General features: G+C 64.4%; 16 protein-coding genes and 1 riboswitch. Of the genes, 2 read left to right on the top strand and 14 right to left on the bottom strand.

Annotation, left to right across the window (positions count from 1 at the left end; translation table 11 throughout):
• Positions 1-53: 53 nt before the first annotated feature.
• From parC to IFU31_RS10465, 8 genes are all read right to left on the bottom strand, one after another.
• A complete protein-coding gene (gene parC / locus IFU31_RS10500) occupies positions 54-2,309 on the bottom strand; it encodes a DNA topoisomerase IV subunit A (RefSeq protein ID WP_122480398.1) in 2,256 nt (751 codons plus the stop codon).
• Between the two features lie 7 nt (positions 2,310-2,316).
• A complete protein-coding gene (locus IFU31_RS10495; RefSeq protein WP_185794971.1) occupies positions 2,317-2,841 on the bottom strand; it encodes a retropepsin-like aspartic protease family protein in 525 nt (174 codons plus the stop codon).
• Positions 2,838-3,824, bottom strand: a complete 987-nt coding sequence (locus tag IFU31_RS10490) for an esterase-like activity of phytase family protein (protein ID WP_446731031.1) — start codon at positions 3,822-3,824, stop codon at positions 2,838-2,840. The genes IFU31_RS10495 and IFU31_RS10490 overlap by 4 nt, the downstream gene beginning before the upstream one ends.
• A gap of 8 nt (positions 3,825-3,832) precedes the next feature.
• A complete protein-coding gene (gene parE / locus IFU31_RS10485) occupies positions 3,833-5,737 on the bottom strand; it encodes a DNA topoisomerase IV subunit B (protein WP_192102860.1) in 1,905 nt (634 codons plus the stop codon).
• 35 nt (positions 5,738-5,772) lie between these two features.
• A complete protein-coding gene (locus IFU31_RS10480; protein WP_192102859.1) occupies positions 5,773-6,381 on the bottom strand; it encodes a YqiA/YcfP family alpha/beta fold hydrolase in 609 nt (202 codons plus the stop codon).
• Positions 6,382-6,533: 152 nt separating this feature from the next.
• On the bottom strand, positions 6,534-7,349 hold the full coding sequence (gene cpdA, locus IFU31_RS10475; RefSeq protein ID WP_192102858.1) for a 3',5'-cyclic-AMP phosphodiesterase: 816 nt from the start codon (positions 7,347-7,349) through the stop codon (positions 6,534-6,536).
• Positions 7,350-7,441: 92 nt separating this feature from the next.
• Positions 7,442-7,930, bottom strand: a complete 489-nt coding sequence (locus tag IFU31_RS10470; protein WP_197975833.1) for a DUF1249 domain-containing protein — start codon at positions 7,928-7,930, stop codon at positions 7,442-7,444.
• Entirely contained in the window at positions 7,885-8,502 is a 618-nt protein-coding gene (locus IFU31_RS10465) for an NUDIX domain-containing protein (protein ID WP_192059036.1), read from the bottom strand. Before IFU31_RS10465 ends, IFU31_RS10470 begins: the two co-directional genes overlap by 46 nt.
• A gap of 197 nt (positions 8,503-8,699) precedes the next feature.
• Between IFU31_RS10465 and IFU31_RS10460 the strand changes: the two genes are divergently transcribed.
• Complete coding sequence (locus IFU31_RS10460) at positions 8,700-9,446, top strand: RsiV family protein (RefSeq protein WP_185794968.1); 747 nt, start codon at positions 8,700-8,702, stop codon at positions 9,444-9,446.
• Here IFU31_RS10460 and cytX read toward each other — a convergent pair.
• Both cytX and thiC read right to left on the bottom strand, forming a co-directional pair.
• The gene (gene cytX, locus IFU31_RS10455; RefSeq protein WP_197979614.1) at positions 9,415-10,698 is read right to left on the bottom strand and encodes a putative hydroxymethylpyrimidine transporter CytX; all 1,284 of its coding nucleotides are present in this window, start codon (positions 10,696-10,698) and stop codon (positions 9,415-9,417) included. The genes IFU31_RS10460 and cytX overlap by 32 nt on opposite strands.
• Before the next feature lie 135 nt (positions 10,699-10,833).
• Positions 10,834-12,738 carry a phosphomethylpyrimidine synthase ThiC gene (thiC, locus tag IFU31_RS10450; protein ID WP_192102857.1) on the bottom strand — a complete coding sequence of 635 codons (1,905 nt, stop codon included), beginning with the start codon at positions 12,736-12,738 and terminating at the stop codon, positions 10,834-10,836.
• 151 nt (positions 12,739-12,889) lie between these two features.
• Positions 12,890-12,994, bottom strand: a riboswitch (TPP riboswitch).
• A 167-nt stretch (positions 12,995-13,161) separates the two neighbouring features.
• On the opposite strand from thiC, the gene IFU31_RS10445 reads away from it, so the two are divergent.
• On the top strand, positions 13,162-14,619 hold the full coding sequence (locus tag IFU31_RS10445; RefSeq protein ID WP_122480407.1) for a TolC family outer membrane protein: 1,458 nt from the start codon (positions 13,162-13,164) through the stop codon (positions 14,617-14,619).
• 494 nt (positions 14,620-15,113) lie between these two features.
• On the opposite strand, the gene IFU31_RS10440 is transcribed toward IFU31_RS10445, so the two are convergent.
• From IFU31_RS10440 to IFU31_RS10425, 4 genes are all read right to left on the bottom strand, one after another.
• On the bottom strand, positions 15,114-16,889 hold the full coding sequence (locus tag IFU31_RS10440; RefSeq protein WP_192102856.1) for an acyl-CoA dehydrogenase C-terminal domain-containing protein: 1,776 nt from the start codon (positions 16,887-16,889) through the stop codon (positions 15,114-15,116).
• Between the two features lie 90 nt (positions 16,890-16,979).
• Complete coding sequence (locus tag IFU31_RS10435) at positions 16,980-18,785, bottom strand: phenylacyl-CoA dehydrogenase (protein WP_122480409.1); 1,806 nt, start codon at positions 18,783-18,785, stop codon at positions 16,980-16,982.
• Positions 18,786-18,979: 194 nt separating this feature from the next.
• Complete coding sequence (locus IFU31_RS10430) at positions 18,980-19,729, bottom strand: TOBE domain-containing protein (protein WP_122480410.1); 750 nt, start codon at positions 19,727-19,729, stop codon at positions 18,980-18,982.
• Positions 19,730-19,738: 9 nt separating this feature from the next.
• The gene (locus tag IFU31_RS10425; protein WP_192102855.1) at positions 19,739-20,470 is read right to left on the bottom strand and encodes a ComF family protein; all 732 of its coding nucleotides are present in this window, start codon (positions 20,468-20,470) and stop codon (positions 19,739-19,741) included.
• Positions 20,471-20,549: the final 79 nt, after the last annotated feature.

Below are 20,549 nucleotides of genomic sequence, written 5' to 3'. Positions count from 1 at the left end.
CAGTGCTTGTCCGTCGAACGGCAGCACGGCCACCGTCCAGGCGCGGTCGTCGATCAGAGGTTTTCCACGACCAGAGCGTCGACACGCTGGAAACCGCGGGGCAGCTTGTTGCCGCGCCGCCCACGCTCGCCGCGGTAGTGCTCCAGGTCATCGGGCTTGAGCGACAGCGTGCGTTTACCCGCGTGCAGCACCAGCGTCGAGCCTTCGGCGACCACCGCAAGGTCAGTGACGAATTCTTCACGACTGGCCACGCGATCACCGGGAATGCCGATGATCTTGTTGCCTTTGCCCTTGCCCAGTTGCGGCAGGTCGCTGATCTTGAACACCAGCAGGCGGCCCTCGGTGGTCACCGCGGCCAGCCAGTTCCGTTCCCGATCGGGTACGGCACGCGGGTTGATCACCTTGGCCCCTTTGGGCAGGCTGAGCAGTGCCTTGCCAGCCTTGTTCTTGGCCTGCAGGTCTTCGCCCTTGACCACGAAGCCGTAGCCGGCGTCCGACGCGATGACGTACAGCGCGTCGTCGTCGGGCAGCATCACGCACTCGAAGGTGGCGCCGGGTGGCGGCGTCAGGCGGCCGGTCAGGGGTTCGCCCTGGCCACGGGCCGAAGGCAGGGTATGCGCGGCCACCGAATAGCTGCGCCCGGTCGAGTCGATGAATACCGCGAACTGGTTCGAACGCCCGATGGCTGCGGTCTTGTAGCCGTCACCGGCCTTGTAGGAGAGGCCCGTGGCGTCGATGTCGTGACCTTTGCCACAGCGCACCCAGCCTTTTTCGGACAGCACCACCGTCACCGGCTCGGTCGGCATCAGCTCGTTCTCCGACAGCGCGCGTGCTTCGCTGCGCGCAACAATCGGCGAGCGACGCTCGTCGCCATAGGTTTCGGCGTCCTTGATCAGCTCGGCGCGCACCAGCTTCTTCAGCTTGCTTTCGCTGCCCAGCAGCGCCTGCAGCTTGGCGCGTTCCTTGGCCAGTTCTTCCTGCTCGCCGCGGATCTTCATTTCCTCAAGGCGCGCGAGCTGACGCAGGCGCGTGTCGAGAATGTAGTCGGCCTGGATCTCGGTGAGGGCAAAGCGTTCGATCAGGCGCGCCTTGGGATGCTCCTCGGTGCGGATGATGTGGATCACTTCATCCAGGTTAAGGAAGGCGATCAGCAAGCCGTCCAACAGGTGCAGGCGACGTTCGACCTTGTCCAGGCGGAACTGCAGGCGACGGCGCACGGTGTTGACACGGAACTCCAGCCATTCGACCAGCAACGTGCGCAGGTTCTTCAACTGCGGGCGACCGTCCAGACCGATGATGTTGACGTTGACCCGGTAGGTCGACTCCAGATCGGTGGTGGCGAACAGATGCTGCATCAAGTCGTCGACTTCGACGCGATTGGAGCGTGGGATGATGACGATGCGACACGGGTGCTCGTGGTCGGATTCGTCACGCAGATCGGCCACCATCGGCAGCTTCTTGGCCTGCATCTGCGCCGCGATCTGTTCCAGCACTTTGGCGCCGGACACTTGGTGCGGCAAGGCGGTGACGACTACGTCGCCGTCTTCCAGGCGATACACCGCGCGCATGCGCACCGAGCCGCGGCCGGTCTGGTAGATTTTCAGCAGATCGGCGCGCGGGGTGATGATTTCCGCTTCGGTCGGGTAGTCGGGGCCCTGGATGTGTTCGCAGAGCTGCTCGATCGTCGCCTTGGGCTCGTCGAGCAGGCGCACACAGGCGCTGGCCACTTCGCGCAGGTTGTGCGGTGGAACGTCGGTGGCCATGCCTACGGCAATGCCGGTGGTGCCGTTGAGCAGGATATTGGGCAGCCGCGCCGGCAGCACCGACGGCTCGTCGAGGGTACCGTCGAAGTTCGGCACCCAGTCCGCCGTGCCCTGGCCCAGCTCCGTGAGCAGCACCTCGGAATAGCGCGACAGGCGCGCCTCGGTGTAGCGCATGGCGGCGAACGACTTGGGATCGTCCGGTGCGCCCCAGTTGCCCTGGCCATCGACCAGCGTGTAGCGATAGCTGAACGGCTGCGCCATCAGGACCATGGCCTCGTAGCAGGCCGAGTCGCCGTGGGGGTGGAACTTGCCGAGTACATCGCCCACGGTACGTGCGGACTTCTTGTGCTTGGCGTCGGCGTCCAGGCCCAACTCGCTCATGGCATAGACGATGCGTCGCTGGACCGGCTTGAGGCCATCACCGATATGCGGCAAGGCGCGGTCCATGATCACGTACATGGAGTAGTTGAGGTAGGCCTGTTCGGTGAAGTCAGCCAGGGACCGGCGTTCTACGCCGTCAAGACTGAGATCGAGGGAATCGCTCATGCAAGCCTCATCGTTTCGTGGTCTGGCGCAGCAGCAAGTTGCCGCCGCGCTGAGTGAATTCAAGTTGTTTCAGGGCGCTCATGCCCAGCAGCACCTGGTCGCCGTCGAAGCCCGGCACCACCAGGGCGCGGACATTGCTCAGGCGTATATCGCCCAGCTGCAGAGTGGCGATCTCGGTGCGATAGCCTTGGGTCTTGCCATTGGCAGTGGTCAGCAGCACCGGCGCACCGCGGGCCAGATCGAGCTTGCGCGCGACCGCTTCGGGCATGGCCACATCGGTGGCGCCGGTGTCGAGCATGAATTGCACCGGCTGCCCATTGATGAAGCCGCCGCTGACGAAGTGCCCCTGGCCATTGCCGGCCAGTTGCACTTCCACGTAGCCGTCGCCGTGCTGGGAAACCGGCACCGCATTGGGATTTTCTCGACGCTGTTCCCAGTCACCGAAGAACTGCGTGGCCAGGTACAACGCTGCGGCCCAGGCCAGCAGCATCAACACCTTGCCAACACGCCTGCCCGGTGCGGCCTGGCTCATGGCGCGGCGCTCCAGCCGCCGGCGGGGGCCGCGAAGCGCCAGACCACCGGACGCCGCTCGCCATCGGCGCGGGCCCACTGGTTATTGTCGGTGCCCACCCATGCCCCCTCGGCATCGACGCTCAGCGCTTCGGTCAGACCGTAGGGGGCATCATAGCGGCGAGCCGGCAACAGCGCCTCGGCGGCGAACGACCAGCACCGCTCCACGGCAGCCGTGTCCGCGTCGCGACGACAGATGCGATAGGCATTGCGTTCCAGCGTGAACAGCTTGCCATCGAACCAGGCCAGATCGGCAAAATCGCGCGGCATGTGCCTGGCCCGGGGAATCTGCACCGGAAGGGCTTCCGCACCGCCTTCGGCAAGCAATACGCAACGCCCCTCACAGCTCCAGCTCAATGGCCGCTTGCGAACGGCCAGCAGGCCGCGCTGCTGACGTTCGGCAGCCAGCCACAGGCGGTCGCCGGCCAGATTGACGGTCAGCCCTTCGAACAGGGCATTGAAATGCAACAGCAGGTGGCTGGCGCGTGCCTGACTAACCAGGGTCGGGTCCAGGGGCAACCATTTCGGCTCGCCTGACACGGGAATCTGCAGCACCGCGACGTGGGATTCACTGACCAGGTATTGGTTGCCTCGGGCATCGCAGCTGATGCCTTCGAAATCCAGGTCGCCGCCACGCACGAAGGCCGCCGCCCAACTGCTCATGCGCAGACGAACGGGCAGCCCGCTGGGCGGTACCGGCGGCGCCTTGAAGGTTACGGCCGTGGCCTGCCAGTCGGGGGTCGAGGTGTCGAGTCGATAAACCGTACCGTCCTCCCGGTCCGAAACGGCCCACAAGGTCTTGCGGCACAGCGCCAGGCCGGACAGGTTCCCGGTGGGCATACCGTCCACCGCGTGCTCGCCGACCAGGGTCAGCTCGGGCACGGGTGGTTGCCCCGACGCCACGGCCAGCGTAGGCAGGGCCAGGGCGAACAGGGCTGTCAGCAGCGCTGCGATCAAGCCAGCACCTCGGCCAGGTTGCCCTTGGACTCGAGCCACGCCTTGCGGTCGCCCGCACGTTTCTTGGCCAGCAGCATGTCCATGATTTCGGTGGTGCCGGCAAAGTCGTCCAGGGTCAGTTGCACCAGGCGGCGGGTGTTGGGGTCCATGGTGGTTTCGCGCAGCTGCGGCGGGTTCATTTCGCCCAGGCCCTTGAAGCGCGTGACCTGCGGCTTGCCGCGTTTCTTTTCGGCAACCAGGCGGTCGAGAATGCCGTCGCGCTCGGCCTCGTCCAGGGCGTAGAAGATCTCCTTGCCCAGGTCGATGCGGTACAGCGGCGGCATGGCGACGTAGACGTGACCGGCGTCCACCAAAGGCCGGAAGTGCTGGACGAACAGCGCGCACAGCAGGGTTGCGATGTGCAGGCCGTCGGAGTCGGCGTCGGCCAGGATGCACACCTTGCCGTAGCGCAGTTGGCTGATATCGGCGGCACCGGGATCGACGCCGATGGCCACGGCAATGTTGTGGACTTCCTGGCTGGCGAGTACTTCGCTGCCGTCCACTTCCCAGGTGTTGAGGATCTTGCCGCGCAACGGCAGGATCGCCTGGAACTCCTTGTCCCGCGCCTGTTTGGCCGAGCCACCGGCGGAGTCCCCTTCGACCAGGAACAGTTCGGAGCGGGCCGGGTCCTGCCCGGCGCAGTCAGCCAGCTTGCCGGGCAATGCGGGGCCTTGGGTGATGCGCTTGCGCTCGACCTTCTTGCTCGCCTTGAGGCGACGCCCGGCGTTGCTGATCGCCAGTTCGGCCAACTGCATGCCCAATTCGGGATGGGCGTTGAGCCACAGGCTGAAGGCGTCCTTGACCACGCCGGAGACGAACGCGGCCGCCTCGCGCGAGGACAGCCGCTCCTTGGTCTGGCCCGAGAACTGCGCATCCTGCATCTTCATCGACAGCACGAAGGCGATGCGTTCCCAGATATCCTCGGGCGCCAGTTTCAAGCCGCGTGGCAGCAGGTTGCGGAACTCGCAGAACTCGCGCATTGCATCCAGCAGACCCTGGCGCAGCCCGTTGACGTGGGTACCGCCCTGAGCCGTCGGGATCAGGTTGACGTAGCTTTCCTGAACGCTGTCGCCGCCTTCGGGCAACCACAGCAGCGCCCAGTCCACGGCTTCCTTGTTGCCCGCCAGGCTGCCGCAGAACGGCTCGTCGGGCAGGCGAGCGAATTCGGTGACCGCATCGATCAGGTACGAACGCAGCCCGTCTTCATAATGCCACTCGACCTTCTCGCCGCTGCCCTTGTCTTCGAAGCTGACCAGCAGGCCGGGACACAACACCGCCTTGGCCTTGAGCACATGCTTGAGGCGGCTGACGGAAAACTTCGGCGAATCGAAGTATTTCGGGTCCGGGGCGAAATACACGCTGGTGCCGGTGTTGCGCTTGCCGACAGTGCCGATCACTTCCAGATCGGTGGCCTTGAAGCCATCGGCGAAGGTCATCTGGTACTCGTTGCCGTCGCGCTTGACCCTGACCCGCACCTGATTGGACAGGGCGTTGACCACCGAGATGCCCACCCCGTGCAGGCCGCCGGAAAACTGGTAGTTCTTGTTGGAAAACTTGCCGCCCGCGTGCAGCTTGGTAAGGATCAGCTCGACGCCGCTGACGCCTTCCTCGGGGTGGATGTCCACGGGCATGCCACGGCCATCGTCGTACACTTCAAGAGAGTGATCGGCGTGCAGGATGACCTGGATAGAACGCGCATGGCCCGCCAGGGCTTCGTCGACACTGTTGTCGATGACTTCCTGGGCCAGGTGGTTGGGCCGACTGGTGTCGGTGTACATGCCCGGGCGCTTGCGCACCGGGTCGAGGCCCGAGAGGACTTCGATGGCGTCTGCGTTATAGGAGCTAGCGCTGGGATTGGCCATGGGGTCTCGTCGTCAGTCGTTCGTGAAAAGAGTGATCAAAGCTGGGCAAAATCGACGGCCTGGTAACGCGCCGCGTCGATGCCGGCGAATGCCAGCAGCGCTGGCAACTTTTGCGCAAAGCCTTGGAAGCCGTGGTCGCCGCCGTTTTCGATGTGTACGCTGCAGGCCTGGTAGAAGGCCGCAGCCTGGCGATAGTCGAGGGTTTCGTCGCCGGTCTGCAGCCACACCTGAAGCCGCTCGGGGTCGGTGGGCGCCGGCACTTCCAGCTCGGCAAGGGCCGTGACGTGGTCGCGGGTCAACTGCCAGCGTTCGCCCGTGTAGTGGTTGGTCTGCATTCCCAGGTAGCCATCGAACAGGTGGTGCGGATTGACCACCGGGTTGATCAACAATGCCTTGAGGCCGAAGCGCTTTGCCAGGTGCGTCGCATAGTAGCCGCCGAGGGAGCTTCCCACCAGCAATGGTGCGTCGAGCTGCGCCAGCGCGGCTTCCAGTTGGGCAATGGCCTGGCGCGGATGGTGGTGCAGCGCCGGCGCGCGAAGCTGGTCGGCCAGACCGATGCGTTGCATCAGCGCGCACAGCTGGCGGGCTTTCTGCGACTCCGGCGAACTGTTCAGACCGTGAATGTAGAGGATCGAACCGGGCATGGGGGCCTCCGGGCATAGAGATGGCGCGCAGTTTACCTTGTCGAGGGTGCAGTTGGGGTGTTGGTGCGTCGGTATATGGGCAAGCCGCAATCCTGGCGCGAAACCCTGCGGGAGCGGGCTCTGGCCGCGAAGGCCGCACTACCGCCTCTGATTCAATAACCCGCCGCGTCCAGGTCCGGGGTGAAGGTGAAGTTCGCCAGCCGCGACACGCCGGTCTCGATCTGCCCGTCCGGCATCAGGCGCAGCCAGCGGTAGCCCGGCGCGCGGTCGTCCAGGGCGAAATCCTCACTGCCGGGCAGAAACTGAATGCCCGTGGACGGCGACGCCAGCAGGCGCAAGCCATGGGCGTGCCGGTCGATCTCCTGATGCACATGCCCCCAGAGCACGCCACGCGCCTGCGGGAAACGCCCGAGCAGTTCGAACAGGGCCCCGGCGTTGCGCAGCCCGATGGGCTCTATCCATTGGCTGCCGATCGCAACCGGATGGTGATGCAGGCACACCAGATGATGCTTGTGCGGTGCTTCAGCGAGCGCACGCTCGAGCAACTGCAACTGATCGTCGGCCAGATGGCCGGCTGCAGAACCAGCGATGGCCGAATCGAGCAGCGTCACCCGCCAGGCACCCACATCCGCCACAGGCTCCAGCCACTGGGTGCCTTCTGCGGCTTGCCGCATGAGCGCCGGCTCGTCGTGGTTGCCGGGCAGCCAGCGCGTGGGTGCGCAAATGACCTGGGTGGCCTGCGCGAACGCCTGGTAAGACGCCAGCGTGCCGTCCTGGGACAGGTCACCGGTGGCGACCAGCAGGTCGATGCGCGGCTGCTCCTCGAGCACCTGCGCAACCACCTGCGCCAGGCTCCGTCGCGTGTTCAAGCCGAACATGGCACCGTCGGCTGCGGCCACCAGGTGGCTGTCGGAAAGCTGCACGAGCACTACCGGTGCATCGACAGCAGGATCAGATAGGCTCGACAAGACCGTCTCCAGGCAAAAGGGCGAACCGGCAAATTATGCGCAGCCTGGATGACAAGGGCAATGCGACCTGCGGCGTTCGTGCAGGGCGATGCTCAGCGTACCGCTTCGTACTCGTGGCCACAGGCCAGGCAATGACTCAGCCACTCACCCAGGAACAGGTTGAGCTGGGCCTTTTCGTCAGGCTGGTGCATGGCCGCGTTGGGGTAGGGATAGACGCTGCGGAAACGCCGGGCGTGCTCGGCGCTGACGACTTCGGCCATGCGCGCGTCGTGGTACACCTGCACCTCCATCTGCGGCACCGGCAGCCATGGCAGGCTGTGCTCCTGGCGTACGCGCAGGGTGGTGGTGTACGGACAGGCAAGCAGCACCTCCAGCGTCAGCACACCGAGCATCTGGTCGGCCTGGGTCATGGCGATGCGGCGTGACAACTGCTGGCTGCGCATGTCCGGCAGCAGGCGCATGAGCCGCGCGTAATTGGCTTCGCAGGCGGCCTGCAGGCCGACCAGATCGACGCGGTAGCGCTCGCGCAACGGGCTCACGACCACAGCCCCCTGACTTCGTCGCGGTTCAGGGCCAGCCATTGGATGGCGATGATCGCTGCCGCGTTGATGATTCGACCATCGCGCACGGCCTGCAGGGCATCGTCGAATGCCCAGACCTTGACGCGAATGTCCTCGCCCTCTTCTTCCAGGCCATGCAGGCCACCAGCGCCCTCGCTGCTGCAGCGGCCCAGGTAGAGGTGCACGTACTCGTCGCTGCCGCCGGGTGACGGGAAGTACTTGCTGATCGGCCACAACGCTTCGATCTGCAGGCCCGCTTCCTCGTCGGCCTCGCGGTGCGCGACTTCCTCGGGCCGCTCGTCCTTGTCGATCAGCCCGGCGACCATTTCGATCAGCCAGGGGTTGTCGACCTTGCCCACCGCGCCGACCCGGAACTGCTCGATGAGCACCAGTTCGTCGCGAGCGGCGTCGTAGGGCAACACACACACGGCATCGTGGCGCACGAACAATTCGCGGCTGATCTGCTTGCTCATGCCACCGTTGAACAGCTCGTGGCGCAGGAACAGCTTGTCCAGTTTGTAGAAGCCCTGGAAGCAGAGCTCGCGCTTGTCGATTTCGACCGCCGAAGGCATTGATCGTGATGAATCTGGCATGGAAAAACCTCTTACTCGTGCATGCAGCATGGGGCCATCCTAACCGCGATGGGCCCGTATTGCAGCCCCTTTGAGGTGAAGCCGCGCGCCTCGGGATAGGCGGTTGGGCGAGCAGGCATTAAGATTGCGCAACTGGCGAACCGACGGTTCGACCGACAGTCCAACCACGATAATTCCATTACCCGCCAAGGACCCTCATGTCGTTTCTCAAGTTCGCCTCCGTGGCCTGCGTCGCCCTGACCCTGGGTGCCTGCTCCAGCCTCTTCCAGCCCAACTACCGGGCGCCGCTGGACACCAAGCGCGAGGCTTTCGAGCACCTCAAGCCTGGCTGCGACAATCAGGATTGCCCGCTGGTGAACATCGACGTGGTGCACTTTCCCGACGAGCCGGGCCTGGATGCAGCCATCGACAAACGCTTGCGCGAGATGACCGTCAATACCCCGGACGCCCGCGTGCCCGCGACCCTGAAGGCTTACGAAGAGCAGTTCATGCGCGAGGCCCAGCCACGTTACAGCAGCTACCTGCAAGCCAAGGTACGCGAACAGCATGACGGCATTGTTGTGGTCGAGCTGTCCAGCTACGCCATGACCGGCGGCGCCCATGGCATGCCCGGGCGCGGCTTCATCAACTGGTCGCGCCGCGAACACCGCGAGCTGACCCTGCAGGACATGCTGGTCCCAGGCCAGGAGCGTGCGTTCTGGCAGGCCGCCGAAGAAGCCCATCGCGGCTGGCTGGTCGCCAGCAAACTGGACAAGGACGCCGAGTTCATTCGCCAGTGGCCCTTCCAGCAAACGCCGAACATTGCCCTGACCTATGGGGGCGTGGTGCTCAAGTACAATGTGTACAGCATCGCCCCCTACGCCATGGGCCACCCGGAAGTGAAGATCGCCTACCCGCGCCTCAATGGGGTGATCAAGCCCGAGCTGTTCCCGGGTCGCGGTTGAGTACTCGCTCGATCAGGTAGTACAGCAACCCGGCCACCAGCAGCGCTGGCAGGGTTGCGCCGATCTGCGGGTACAGATTGGCCAGCACGTGGTACAGGCATACGCCGCCAAACCAGGCCAGCAGCGCACTCCAGTGCACGGCGCGCGGTTCGACCTGCGCCGAACGCCTGCGCAGCACGAAGTGGTCCATCAGCACCACGCCGAACAGCGGCGCGAATACCGAGCCGATCAGCAGCAGGAAGTTCTGGTACTGCGCCAGCGGTGCCAGGCAGGCGATCAGCGTGCAGACGATGCCGATGGCCAAGGCCAGGTGTTCGACCTTGAGCCCTGACAGCAAGCTGGTCGATACCGCCGCCGAATGGATATCGGCGAAGGCGTTCTCCGTCTCGTCCAGCAGGATCAACAACAGCGGTATGCCCAGGCCGGCCCCGGCCAACGCCAGCAGCAGCGCATTGACTTCGCCACTGGGCGCGAACGCCAGAGTGTAGGCGACGCCCAGGCTCATCAACCAGAAGTTGCCTATGAAAAACCCGACGGCCGTGCCGCCGAACACGCTTTTGGCGCGCTTGCCGAATCGCGAATAGTCGGCAATCAGCGGCAGCCACGACAAGGGCATGGCGATGGCGATGTCGAAGCCCGTGGCCAGGTCCATGGAACCGTCGCCAGCGGTGTTCCACAGGGTCGTCAGGTCGGCCTTGGCGAACAGGTTCCAGGTCAGCCACAGGCACGCTGCCAACAGCAGCCAGATGCCCCATTTGCGCAGCACCTTGCGCACGAAGGTCAGCGGCCCGGTGACCGCCAGCAATGTCGCCAGGCCGCCGAAAAACACGGTCCACAGCCAGGGGTTGCTGCCCAGGCTGCCCTCACCGAACGCGCGCGTGCCCAGCAGGCTGGCAGCATCGCGCATGACGATGATCTCGAACGATCCCCAGCCAATCAGTTGCAACAGGTTGAGCAAGGCCGGAACGCTGCCGGCGCCGCGGCCCAGGGTCAGGCGCAGGGCGGCCATGGCGGACAGGCCGGTGTCGCTGCCGATGACGCCGACCGAGGCGAGCAGCAAAACACCCACCAGGGTGCCCAGGAAGATCGCCGCCAGTGCGCCGGCCAGGCCCAGGCCAGGCGCCAGCAGGGCGCCGGTCTGCAGCACCATGAGGCCCACGCCCAGGGAAAACCACAGGGAGAACAGGTCGCGCCCGCCCAGCACGCGCTGGGCGGCGGACACCGCAGTATCGGGAGAATAGGAGGTTTTCAATGGCTGGGCTCGAGTGGAAATGGGTCGAAGGTTGTTGGGGCATTGGCGGTGCCTGTTCGCGGCCGCTGACCGCTCCTACGGAGGAATCGCAGGAGCGGTCAGCGGCCGCGAAAACCGCACCACCGAAGATACTGACTAGACCTTTTGGTACAGCTGGCTGCCTTCCTGCTTGAAGCGCTGCGCCTGCTCGCGCATGCCCTCTTCCACGCTCAGGTCGATGGCTTCGATCTTCTGGTTGGCCGCGTACTCGCGCACTTCCTGGGTGATTTTCATCGAGCAGAACTTCGGCCCGCACATCGAGCAGAAATGCGCGACCTTGGCCGAATCCTTGGGCAGGGTTTCGTCGTGGTAGGCGCGCGCGGTGTCCGGGTCCAGCCCCAGGTTGAACTGGTCTTCCCAGCGAAACTCGAAGCGCGCCTTGCTCAAGGCGTTGTCGCGGATCTGCGCGCCCGGATGTCCCTTGGCCAGGTCGGCAGCGTGGGCGGCTATCTTGTAGGTGATGATGCCGGTCTTCACGTCATCCTTGTTCGGCAACCCGAGGTGCTCTTTAGGCGTCACGTAGCAGAGCATGGCGCAGCCGAACCAGCCGATCATCGCGGCACCGATGCCCGAGGTAATGTGGTCGTAACCCGGCGCAATGTCGGTGGTCAGTGGGCCCAGGGTGTAGAACGGCGCTTCGTCGCAGCATTCCAGCTGCTTGTCCATGTTCTCCTTGATCAGCTGCATCGGCACATGCCCCGGACCTTCGATCATGCACTGCACGTCGTGCTTCCAGGCGATCTTGGTCAGCTCGCCAAGGGTTTCCAGTTCGCCGAACTGGGCTTCGTCGTTGGCGTCGGCGATCGACCCCGGACGCAGGCCGTCGCCCAGGGAAAAGCTGACATCGTAGGCTTTCATGATTTCGCAGATGTCATCGAAGTGCGTGTACAGGAAGTTTTCCTTGTGATGCGCCAGGCACCACTTGGCCATGATCGACCCGCCGCGACTGACGATGCCGGTGACCCGCTTGGCGGTCAGCGGCACATAGCGCAACAGCACACCGGCATGGATGGTGAAGTAGTCGACGCCCTGCTCGGCCTGTTCGATCAGGGTGTCGCGGAACAGCTCCCAGGTCAGGTCCTCAGCCGCGCCGCCGACCTTTTCCAGGGCCTGATAGATGGGTACGGTGCCGATCGGCACGGGCGAGTTGCGGATGATCCACTCGCGGGTTTCGTGGATGTGCTTGCCGGTGGACAGGTCCATCACCGTGTCCGAGCCCCAGCGAATGCCCCAGGTGAGCTTGGCCACTTCTTCCTCGATGGAGGAACCCAGCGCGCTGTTGCCGATGTTGCCGTTGATCTTCACCAGGAAGTTGCGGCCGATGATCATCGGCTCGAGTTCGGTGTGGTTGATGTTGGCCGGGATGATTGCGCGGCCGCGGGCGATCTCGTCGCGGACGAATTCGGCGGTGATCTCCTTTGGAATGCTGGCGCCGAAGCTGTGGCCCTTGTGCTGGTCCTTGAGCAGGCCGGCAGCGCGCGCCTCGGCCAGCTTCATGTTCTCGCGGATGGCGACGTATTCCATTTCGGCGGTAATGATGCCCTGGCGGGCATAGTGCATCTGGCTGACGTTGGCGCCGGCCTTGGCCCGGCGCGGGTTGCGCACATGGGCGAAGCGCAGTTTGGTCAGTTCGTCGTCGCTCAGGCGTTGCTGGCCGAAGCTCGAGCTCAGGCCGGCCAGGCGCTCGGTGTCGCCGCGGTCGTCGATCCACGCCGAGCGCACGTCGGCCAGGCCCTTGCGCACGTCGATGACGACGCTGGGGTCGGTGTACGGGCCAGACGTGTCGTAGACGGTCACCGGCGGGTTGATTTCACCTGCGCCGCTGCCGGTCGAGAAGTCGGTGGGCGTGACATCCAGGCTGATCTCGCGCATCGGCACGCGGATGTCCGCACGCGAGCCCTGGACGTAGATCTTGCGCGAACGGGTGAAGGGCTGCACGGAGCCCGAATCGACCTGGGCCGATTCGCTCAAATGCACGGTGTTTTTTGCTTTTGTATTCATCACAGGCTCTCCAGACGGCATCCATCACGGGAATGTCGGAGCGAACCTGAAAGGCACGGATGCACCCTGTGAACGGATGCTGTGCTTGTACGCGAGGTGCTGTGCAGAAAATGCGCGAGACCCCGGACGAAGCACAAGAGGACTCGCCGAAAGGACGAGAAATCTTGTTCCCTACGCAGGCGTTAACCTGATCAGGTTCAACGGGATCCGGATTATCCGATCTCAGCCTCATAGCAAGGCACCCCGACAAGAACGTGCACAGCATAGACGGCCCGCACACAGAACGCCAACTCCGCCTGCAGGTCTTGATATTGGCCGTTGCGCCGGATTGTTGTGCGGCGCGTCGCGCTCTACACTCGCCCTGCCCCACGCCTATTTTCACAGCTGATGCCCAGACCCAGCTTTCAGACCAAGGATTGCCCCATGCTGCGCAGTAGATTTCCCTCGGCAACGGCCCTCGCCCTGGCCGTGTCCGGTGCCATTCCAGGCATGGCCCTGGCGCAGCAGGCACCGCTGGCGAGCATGACCGACCTGGTCAGCGTCTATCAAGAAGCGGTGCTGAACAACGCCGACCTGGCCGCTTCGCGGGCCGACTACGCCGCGCAAAGCGAAATCGTGCCGCAGGCACGGGCCGGTTTGCTGCCCAACCTGTCGGCGGGCTATGACATCAACGATACCCGCACGGCGCTGGACCAGCCGTCGGCGGTGTACAACCGCAGCGGCAATTCCTACCGGGCGCAGTTGAGCCAGCCGCTGTTCCGCGCCGACCGCTGGTTCCAGCTCAAGGCCGCCAAGGCGGTCGACGAGCAGGCGGCCGTGCAGCTGTCGGCCACCGAGCAGAACCTGATTCTGCAGAGTGCCCAGGCCTATTTCTCGGTGCTGCGCGCGCAGGACAATCTGGCCACCGCGCGTGCCGAAGAGAATGCTTTCCGGCGCCAGCTCGATCAGTCGCAGGAGCGTTTCAACGTCGGTCTGTCCGACAAGACCGACACCCTGCAATCCCAGGCCAGCTACGACACCGCACGGGCCAATCGAATCATCGCCCAACGTCAGGTCGACGACGCCTTCCAGGCCCTGATCACGCTGACCAACCGCGAATACAATTCGATCCAGGGCATCGTTCACACCTTGCCGGTGCTGGCGCCGATGCCCAACGACGCGAGTGCGTGGGTCGACACCGCTTCCCGGCAGAACCTCGATCTGCTGGCCAGCAACTACGCCGTGGAAGCTGCCGAGCAGACTTTGCGCCAGCGCAAGGCCGGGCATGCGCCCACGGTGGATGCGGTGGCGCAATACCAGAAGGGTGACAACGACAATCTGGGTTTCAGCAATCCTTCCAATCTGCCGGGCGTGAGCTATGGCAGCGACGTGTCGCAGCGCAGCATTGGGGTGCAGTTGAACATTCCAATCTACAGCGGCGGTTTGACCAGTTCGCAGGTCCGTGAGGCCTATGCGCGGCTCACGCAAAGTGAGCAGCAGCGTGAAAGCCTGCGCCGACAGGTGGTGGAGAACACCCGCAACCTGCACCGTGCGGTGAACACCGATGTCGAGCAGGTGCAGGCGCGCAAGCAGTCGATCATCTCCAACCAGAGCTCGGTGCTGGCCACGGAAATCGGCTATCAGGTGGGAACGCGCAACATCGTCGACGTGCTCGATGCGCAGCGCCAGCTGTACAGCTCGGTGCGCGACTACAACAACACCCGCTACGACTACATCCTCGACAACCTGCGCCTCAAGCAGGCCGCGGGCATTCTCAGCCCAGGCGACCTGCAGGACCTGACGCGCTTCCTCAAGGCCGACTACAATCCGGACCGGGATTTCCTCCCGCCGGACCTGGCCAAGGCGGCAGAAGCGCTGCTCAAGCCGCCAGCGAAACCATGACCTGACGCGCCGCTGCCACACGGGTCGCGCAGCCCGTAATGAGCCCCACGCGTTCCTGTAGCAGCGGCGCGAGCCGCGTCCGGCGTCGATGCGGGGTGTCAGGTGTATCGCGTCGCCAGTGACGCGGCTTGCGCCGCTGCTACAGGGCGCGCGCAGCCCGTAATGAGCCCCACGCGTTCCTGTAGCAGCGGCGCGAGCCGCGTCCGGCGTCGAAGCGGGGTGTCAGGTGTATCGCGTCGCCAGTGACGCGGCTTGCGCCGCTGCTACAGGGGAAATTATTCGGGAGCGGAAAAAAGAAAACCCCGCCGAAGCGGGGTTTTGCAGACTGTTTCCCATGACATCCATTTCCGTCCGCCGTCCTGGCAGAAATCCTACGTGTCCCTGTTATATCTAGGCGCATCCTGCGCAACGTCCTTGGAGTGAAGATTAACTGTGGATCCAATCCGTGGATATAGCTCAAAGACACCACGTGATGTAAGCCAAAGCTTACATCGTCAGAATTGCTCCTCATCCAACAGAAATAGGGACGCGCTGCCGGCATCGACAGCAGCCGCCAGGGAGTGGATCCGCGGCAACAACCGGGCGAAATAAAAGCGCGCCGTGCCCAGTTTGCTGGCATAGAACGCCTCGTCCTGCCTGCCCAGCGCGGCCGCCGCCATTCTCGTCCACATGTAGGCGTAGGCGGTGTAACCAAAGGCCTGCAGGTACTCGACCGATGCGGCGCCGATCTCGCGCGGATCGTTCGCGGCGCGGTCCAGAACCCCTGCCGTCAAGGCGTCGAGGCGGTCCAGCGCGTCAATCAGCGGCTGGGCGAACTCCTGCAACGCGGCATCGGCCTGGGCGGCGTAGGCACGCACTTCGTCGGAAAACAGCTGATAGAACGCACCACCGTTGCCCACCACCTTGCGGCCCATCAGGTCCAGTGCCTGGATGCCGTTGGTGCCCTCGTAGATCTGGGTAATGCGCACATCGCGGACCAACTGCTCCTGGCCCCATTCGCGGATATAGCCGTGGCCACCGAATACCTGCTGGCCATGCACCGTGGTTTCCAGGCCCAGGTCGGTCAGGAAGGCCTTGGCCACCGGAGTCAGCAAAGCCACCATGTCTTCGGCGCGCTTGCGCGTGGCCGGCTCTTCGCTGTACTTGGCGGTGTCCAACTGCAGCGCCACGTAGGTGGAGAACGCCCGCCCGCCTTCATTGCAGGCTTTCATGGTCAGCAGCATGCGCCGCACGTCCGGGTGGACGATGATCGGGTCGGCCATCTTGTCGGCCTGCATGGCCCCGGTGGGCGAACGGCTCTGCAGCCGGTCACGGGCGTACTCCACAGCGTTCTGATAGGAGCGCTCGGCCGACGCCAGGCCCTGAATGCCTACGCCCAGACGCTCGTAGTTCATCATGGTGAACATGGCCGCCAGGCCCTTGTTGGCCTCGCCGACCAGGTAACCGGTGGCGCCATCGAAGTTCATCACGCAGGTGGCCGACGCCTGGATGCCCATCTTGTGTTCGATGGAACCGCAGGACACGGCGTTGCGCGCGCCCAGGTTACCGTCGGCATCGACCATGAACTTGGGTACCAGCAGCAGCGAGATGCCCTTGGGGCCGGGCGGTGCGTCGGGAAGCTTGGCCAACACCAGATGGATGATGTTCTCGGTCAGGTCGTGTTCGCCGCCGGTGATGAAGATCTTCGTCCCGCTGACCTTGTAGCTGCCGTCTGCCTGCGGTTCGGCACGTGTGCGGATCAGGCCCAGATCGGTACCCGCATGGGCTTCGGTCAGGCACATGGAGCCGGCCCAGGTTCCGGCATACATCTTGGGCAGGTAGGTGCGTTTCAGCTCTTCACTGGCATGGGCGTTGATGGACAGGCAGGCACCTGCAGTCAGCATCGGGTACAGGCCGAACGCCAGGCTGGCCGAGTTGACCATCTCCTCGACCTGCGCCGAAATCACCTTGGGCATGCCCATGCCACCGTGGGCAGGCTCGCCGCCCACGCCGACCCAGCCACCCTCGGCGTAGGTCCGGTAGGCCTGAATGAACCCGGCCGGAGTCGTCACCGCGGTATCGCGCCAGTGGCAGCCCTCTTCATCGGCCGCACGGCTCAAGGGCGCGATGGCCTGGGCGGTGACCTTGCCGGCCTCCTCGAGAATGGCCTCCATGGTGTCGACATCGACGCTGTCGGCCAGGCCCGGCAGCTGCGCCCAGTGGCTGGCAACGTCGAATACTTCGTTCAGGACAAAGCGCATATCGCGCAGGGGAGCTTTGTAATCCGCCATGGCTGACTCGCAGAAATTCGAGGGCTGAGGTTCGAAAGCCGGGCGGCGCGCTCGGCAAGACGCGCGCCGCCCGGCTGGTTGGCGTACCTGTCAGTAGGACAGGCCGAAGTGCGCTTCGTCCATGTCCATCAGGTTGGCCGCGCCCGAGAGCATGGCGGCAACGTGAGTGCGGGTGCGCGGCAGGATGCGCTGGAAGTAGAAGCGCGCCGTTTGCAGCTTGGCCGTGTAGAACGCGGCATCGCCCGTACCTTCGGCCAGCTTCTGCGCTGCCACACGAGCCATGTCGGCCCAGAAATAGGCCAGGCAGGCGTAACCCGAATACATCACGTAATCGACCGATGCTGCGCCGACTTCTTCGCGATCCTTCATGGCGGCCATGCCAACCTTCATGGTCAGCTCGCCCCACTCCTTGTTCAACTGCGCCAAGGGTGTAACGAACTCGGCAACGGCCTCGTTGCCTTCGTTGGCCTGGCAGAACTTGTGCACGATCCGGGTAAAGCCCTTGAGGGCCTCGCCCTGGGTCATGAGCACCTTGCGCCCCAGCAGGTCGAGTGCCTGGATGCCGGTGGTGCCTTCGTACAGCATGGAAATGCGGCTGTCGCGCACGTTCTGCTCCATGCCCCACTCGGCAATGAAACCGTGCCCGCCGTAGATCTGCACGCCGTGGTTGGCGGCCTCGAAACCGACTTCGGTCATGAATGCCTTGGCGATCGGCGTCATGAACGCCAGCAGGGCATCGGCGCGCTTGCGCTCTTCCTCGTCCTGGCTGAACTTGAGCACGTCCACCAGCTTGGCGGTGAAATAGACCATGGCCCGCGTGCCTTCGGCGAAGGCCTTGATGGTCAGCAGCATGCGCCGTACGTCCGGGTGCACGATGATCGGGTCGGCAGCCTTGTCGGGCGCCTTGGGGCCGGTCAGCGAGCGCATCTGCAGGCGATCGCGGGCATAGCGCAGGCCACCCTGGAACGCGACTTCGGCATGGGCCAGACCCTGCAGGGCAGTGCCCAGGCGTGCCGTGTTCATGAAGGTGAACATGCAGTTCAGGCCCTTGTTGGCGGGGCCGATCAGGTAGCCGGTGGCGCTGTCGAAGTTCATCACGCAGGTGGCGTTGCCGTGAATGCCCATCTTGTGTTCCAGCGAGCCACAGCTCACCGCATTGCGCGCGCCGATCGCGCCATCGCTGTCAGGCAGGAACTTGGGCACGATGAACAGCGAGATGCCCTTGGTGCCAGCCGGTGCATCGGGCAGGCGTGCCAGCACGATGTGCACGATGTTGTCGGCCATGTCGTGTTCGCCGGCAGAAATGAAGATCTTCGTGCCGCTGATTGCATAGCTGCCGTCGGCCTGGGGTTCGGCCTTGGTGCGCAGCATGCCCAGGTCGGTGCCGCAGTGTGGTTCGGTCAGGCACATGGTGCCGGTCCACTCGCCGGACACCAGCTTGGTCAGGTAAGCCTCTTGCTGCTCGGGCGTGCCGTGGGCGGAAATGGTGTTCATGGCGCCATGGGACAGGCCGGGGTACATGCCCCACGACCAGTTGGCGCTGCCGATCATCTCGCTCACCGCCAGACCGAGGGATTCGGGCAGGCCCTGGCCACCGTGTTCGACGTCGTGGGCCAGGCTTGGCCAGCCGCCTTCGACGAACTGTTTGTAGGCCTGCTTGAAGCCGGTCGGCGTCTTCACGCCGTCTTCGCTCCAGGTGCAGCCTTCGATGTCGCCCACACGGTTCAGCGGCGCCAGTACCTGTTCGCAGAACTTGGCGCCTTCTTCGAGGATGGCATCGACCATGTCCGGGGTCGCATCCTGGCAGCCGGGCAGGCTTTGATAGTGCGCTTCGTAGCCGAGCAACTCGTCGCGGACGAAGCGAATATCACGCAAGGGGGCCTTGTACTCAGGCATAGCGATAAACCTCTGCTGATGAATTCCGATGGGTTCGACCTGCGACAGGTTGTCGCTATCAAACGGCTGTTTGAAACATACGTTTACGCCTGCGCAAAGTCAATACCCGCCCGGCGGCCGTCACGGTGCCGTGGCGGCTGCGGGCTGGTTCGCTGAAAGGCGGGATCGACAGGGTTCGGCGGGTATGGCGCGGGTTAGAGCGGAGTACCGAGTAGAACGTTGGCAGGATCGAGCCACACATTGACCGAGTCGCCCTCACGGATCGAGCAGTGCTCGGAAAGTGCGCACAGGGTCTGCCCATTCGCCAGGCCGATACGCATTTCGCAAGGCCCTCGAGCGTCCTTCAGGACCTGCTCCAGCACACCCTCCAGGCAGCTGTGACCAGGCATGGCGGGAGCATCCAGTGGCAACACGCACAACCAACCCGCCTTGATCAAGGCCACCACACCAGCGCCGGGCACCAGCGTCAGGGTTTGCGTGCTGTCATGGGTGATCTGCGCGCGCAGGCTCAACCCCGCGCCCAGGTCCAAAGTGATTTCGTCGTTGCGCCCTTGAGCGTCGATGGCAGTCACGCGGCCGTGCAGTTGATTGCGGGCACTGGTACGCAGCATGAGTCGGCCCAGCAGGTCGAGGTCGCCGACGTCCTCGGCGGCTTCGAGCACCTGCGCCTGCAAGGCCTGGAGCTTCTGGTAAAGGCGCAGCATGCGCTGCCCTTCCGCGGACAAGCACGCGCCACCACCGCCCTTGCCGCCCACGACCCGTTCGACCAGCGGCGTTTGGGCCAGGTTGTTGAGTTCGTCGATGGCGTCCCAGGCGCCCTTGTAGCTCAGGCCAGCCGCCTTGGCGGCACGGGTGATCGAACCCTGCTCGGCGATATGACGCAGCAGTTCGATGCGTTGCGGACGACGGGCGATGTACTGGGCCAGCAAAGGAGGCAAGGTCATGGCCCAAGGCTACTCGGGCTTGGCCGTGCGCGCCAGACAGTAGACGTCGACCCGCGCGGCGCCGCCCTCGCGAAGCAGCGTGGCCAGGGCCTGCGCGGTGGCGCCGGTGGTCATCACATCGTCGACCAAGGCGACGTGCACTCCGTCGAGCACCGCACCGGGCATCAAGGCAAAGGCTCGTTCCAGGTTGTGCAGCCGCGCCTTGGCGCCCAGTTCCTGCTGCGCCTGGGTCTCGCGCGGTCGTTGCACCAGGGTCGAATCGCAGTCGATGTGCAGTGCCTCGGACAACCACCGAGCGAGCATTTCAGCCTGGTTGAAACCGCGTCTGCGCAGGCGTTTGCGCCCCATGGGCACCGGGATCAGCAACTGCGGGCGTGGCAACCCTTCGTTGAAACGATGATCGAGCCAGTGACTGGTCAACTCGGCCAGCAAACGTCCATAGGGCCACTGGCTGTTGTGCTTGAAGCGGGTGATCAGGCTGTCGAGGGGAAAACCATAGTGCCAGGGGGTTTCCACCTTGCCGAATGCGGGTGGCCGACGCCGACAGGGCGCGCAGGTGAACCCACTCATCGCCAAGGGCAATGCGCACACCGTGCACTGCTCCTCCAGCCAGGGAAGGTCGCATTCGCAGGCCTCGCACAGGGCATAGGGATTGCCCGACGCTTCGTCGCACAGCAGGCAAATCTGATCATTTTCTAGCCACTTGTAGACCCTGGCAGCCGTAGAAGGTTGACAGTGCATGGAGCTTCCTTAATCATGCCCGCATTCAACTCAATAGCCGCGTTGCGCCCATGGACATTCCAGCGTCCCTGCGCGCGCC

Origin of the sequence: Pseudomonas sp. CFBP 13602 (assembly GCF_014842725.1) — a bacterium.
In the GTDB taxonomy this organism is placed as follows: Bacteria; Pseudomonadota; Gammaproteobacteria; order Pseudomonadales; family Pseudomonadaceae; genus Aquipseudomonas; species Aquipseudomonas baltica.
The sequence above is the reverse complement of the archived record's forward strand: the minus strand, read 5'-3'. Positions and strand labels throughout refer to the sequence as shown.

Bases quoted from the DNA above. Each gene is read 5' to 3' on its own strand.
- parC (WP_122480398.1), bottom strand. From the start codon at position 2,309: ATGAGCGATTCCCTCGATCTCAGTCTTGACGGCGTAGAACGCCGGTCC.
- IFU31_RS10495 (WP_185794971.1), bottom strand. From the start codon at position 2,841: ATGAGCCAGGCCGCACCGGGCAGGCGTGTTGGCAAGGTGTTGATGCTG.
- parE (WP_192102860.1), bottom strand. From the start codon at position 5,737: ATGGCCAATCCCAGCGCTAGCTCCTATAACGCAGACGCCATCGAAGTC.
- IFU31_RS10480 (WP_192102859.1), bottom strand. From the start codon at position 6,381: ATGCCCGGTTCGATCCTCTACATTCACGGTCTGAACAGTTCGCCGGAG.
- IFU31_RS10470 (WP_197975833.1), bottom strand. From the start codon at position 7,930: ATGGCTGGCCCTGAACCGCGACGAAGTCAGGGGGCTGTGGTCGTGAGC.
- IFU31_RS10465 (WP_192059036.1), bottom strand. From the start codon at position 8,502: ATGCCAGATTCATCACGATCAATGCCTTCGGCGGTCGAAATCGACAAG.
- IFU31_RS10460 (WP_185794968.1), top strand. From the start codon at position 8,700: ATGTCGTTTCTCAAGTTCGCCTCCGTGGCCTGCGTCGCCCTGACCCTG.
- thiC (WP_192102857.1), bottom strand. From the start codon at position 12,738: ATGAATACAAAAGCAAAAAACACCGTGCATTTGAGCGAATCGGCCCAG.
- IFU31_RS10445 (WP_122480407.1), top strand. From the start codon at position 13,162: ATGCTGCGCAGTAGATTTCCCTCGGCAACGGCCCTCGCCCTGGCCGTG.
- IFU31_RS10440 (WP_192102856.1), bottom strand. From the start codon at position 16,889: ATGGCGGATTACAAAGCTCCCCTGCGCGATATGCGCTTTGTCCTGAAC.
- IFU31_RS10435 (WP_122480409.1), bottom strand. From the start codon at position 18,785: ATGCCTGAGTACAAGGCCCCCTTGCGTGATATTCGCTTCGTCCGCGAC.
- IFU31_RS10430 (WP_122480410.1), bottom strand. From the start codon at position 19,729: ATGACCTTGCCTCCTTTGCTGGCCCAGTACATCGCCCGTCGTCCGCAA.
- IFU31_RS10425 (WP_192102855.1), bottom strand. From the start codon at position 20,470: ATGCACTGTCAACCTTCTACGGCTGCCAGGGTCTACAAGTGGCTAGAA.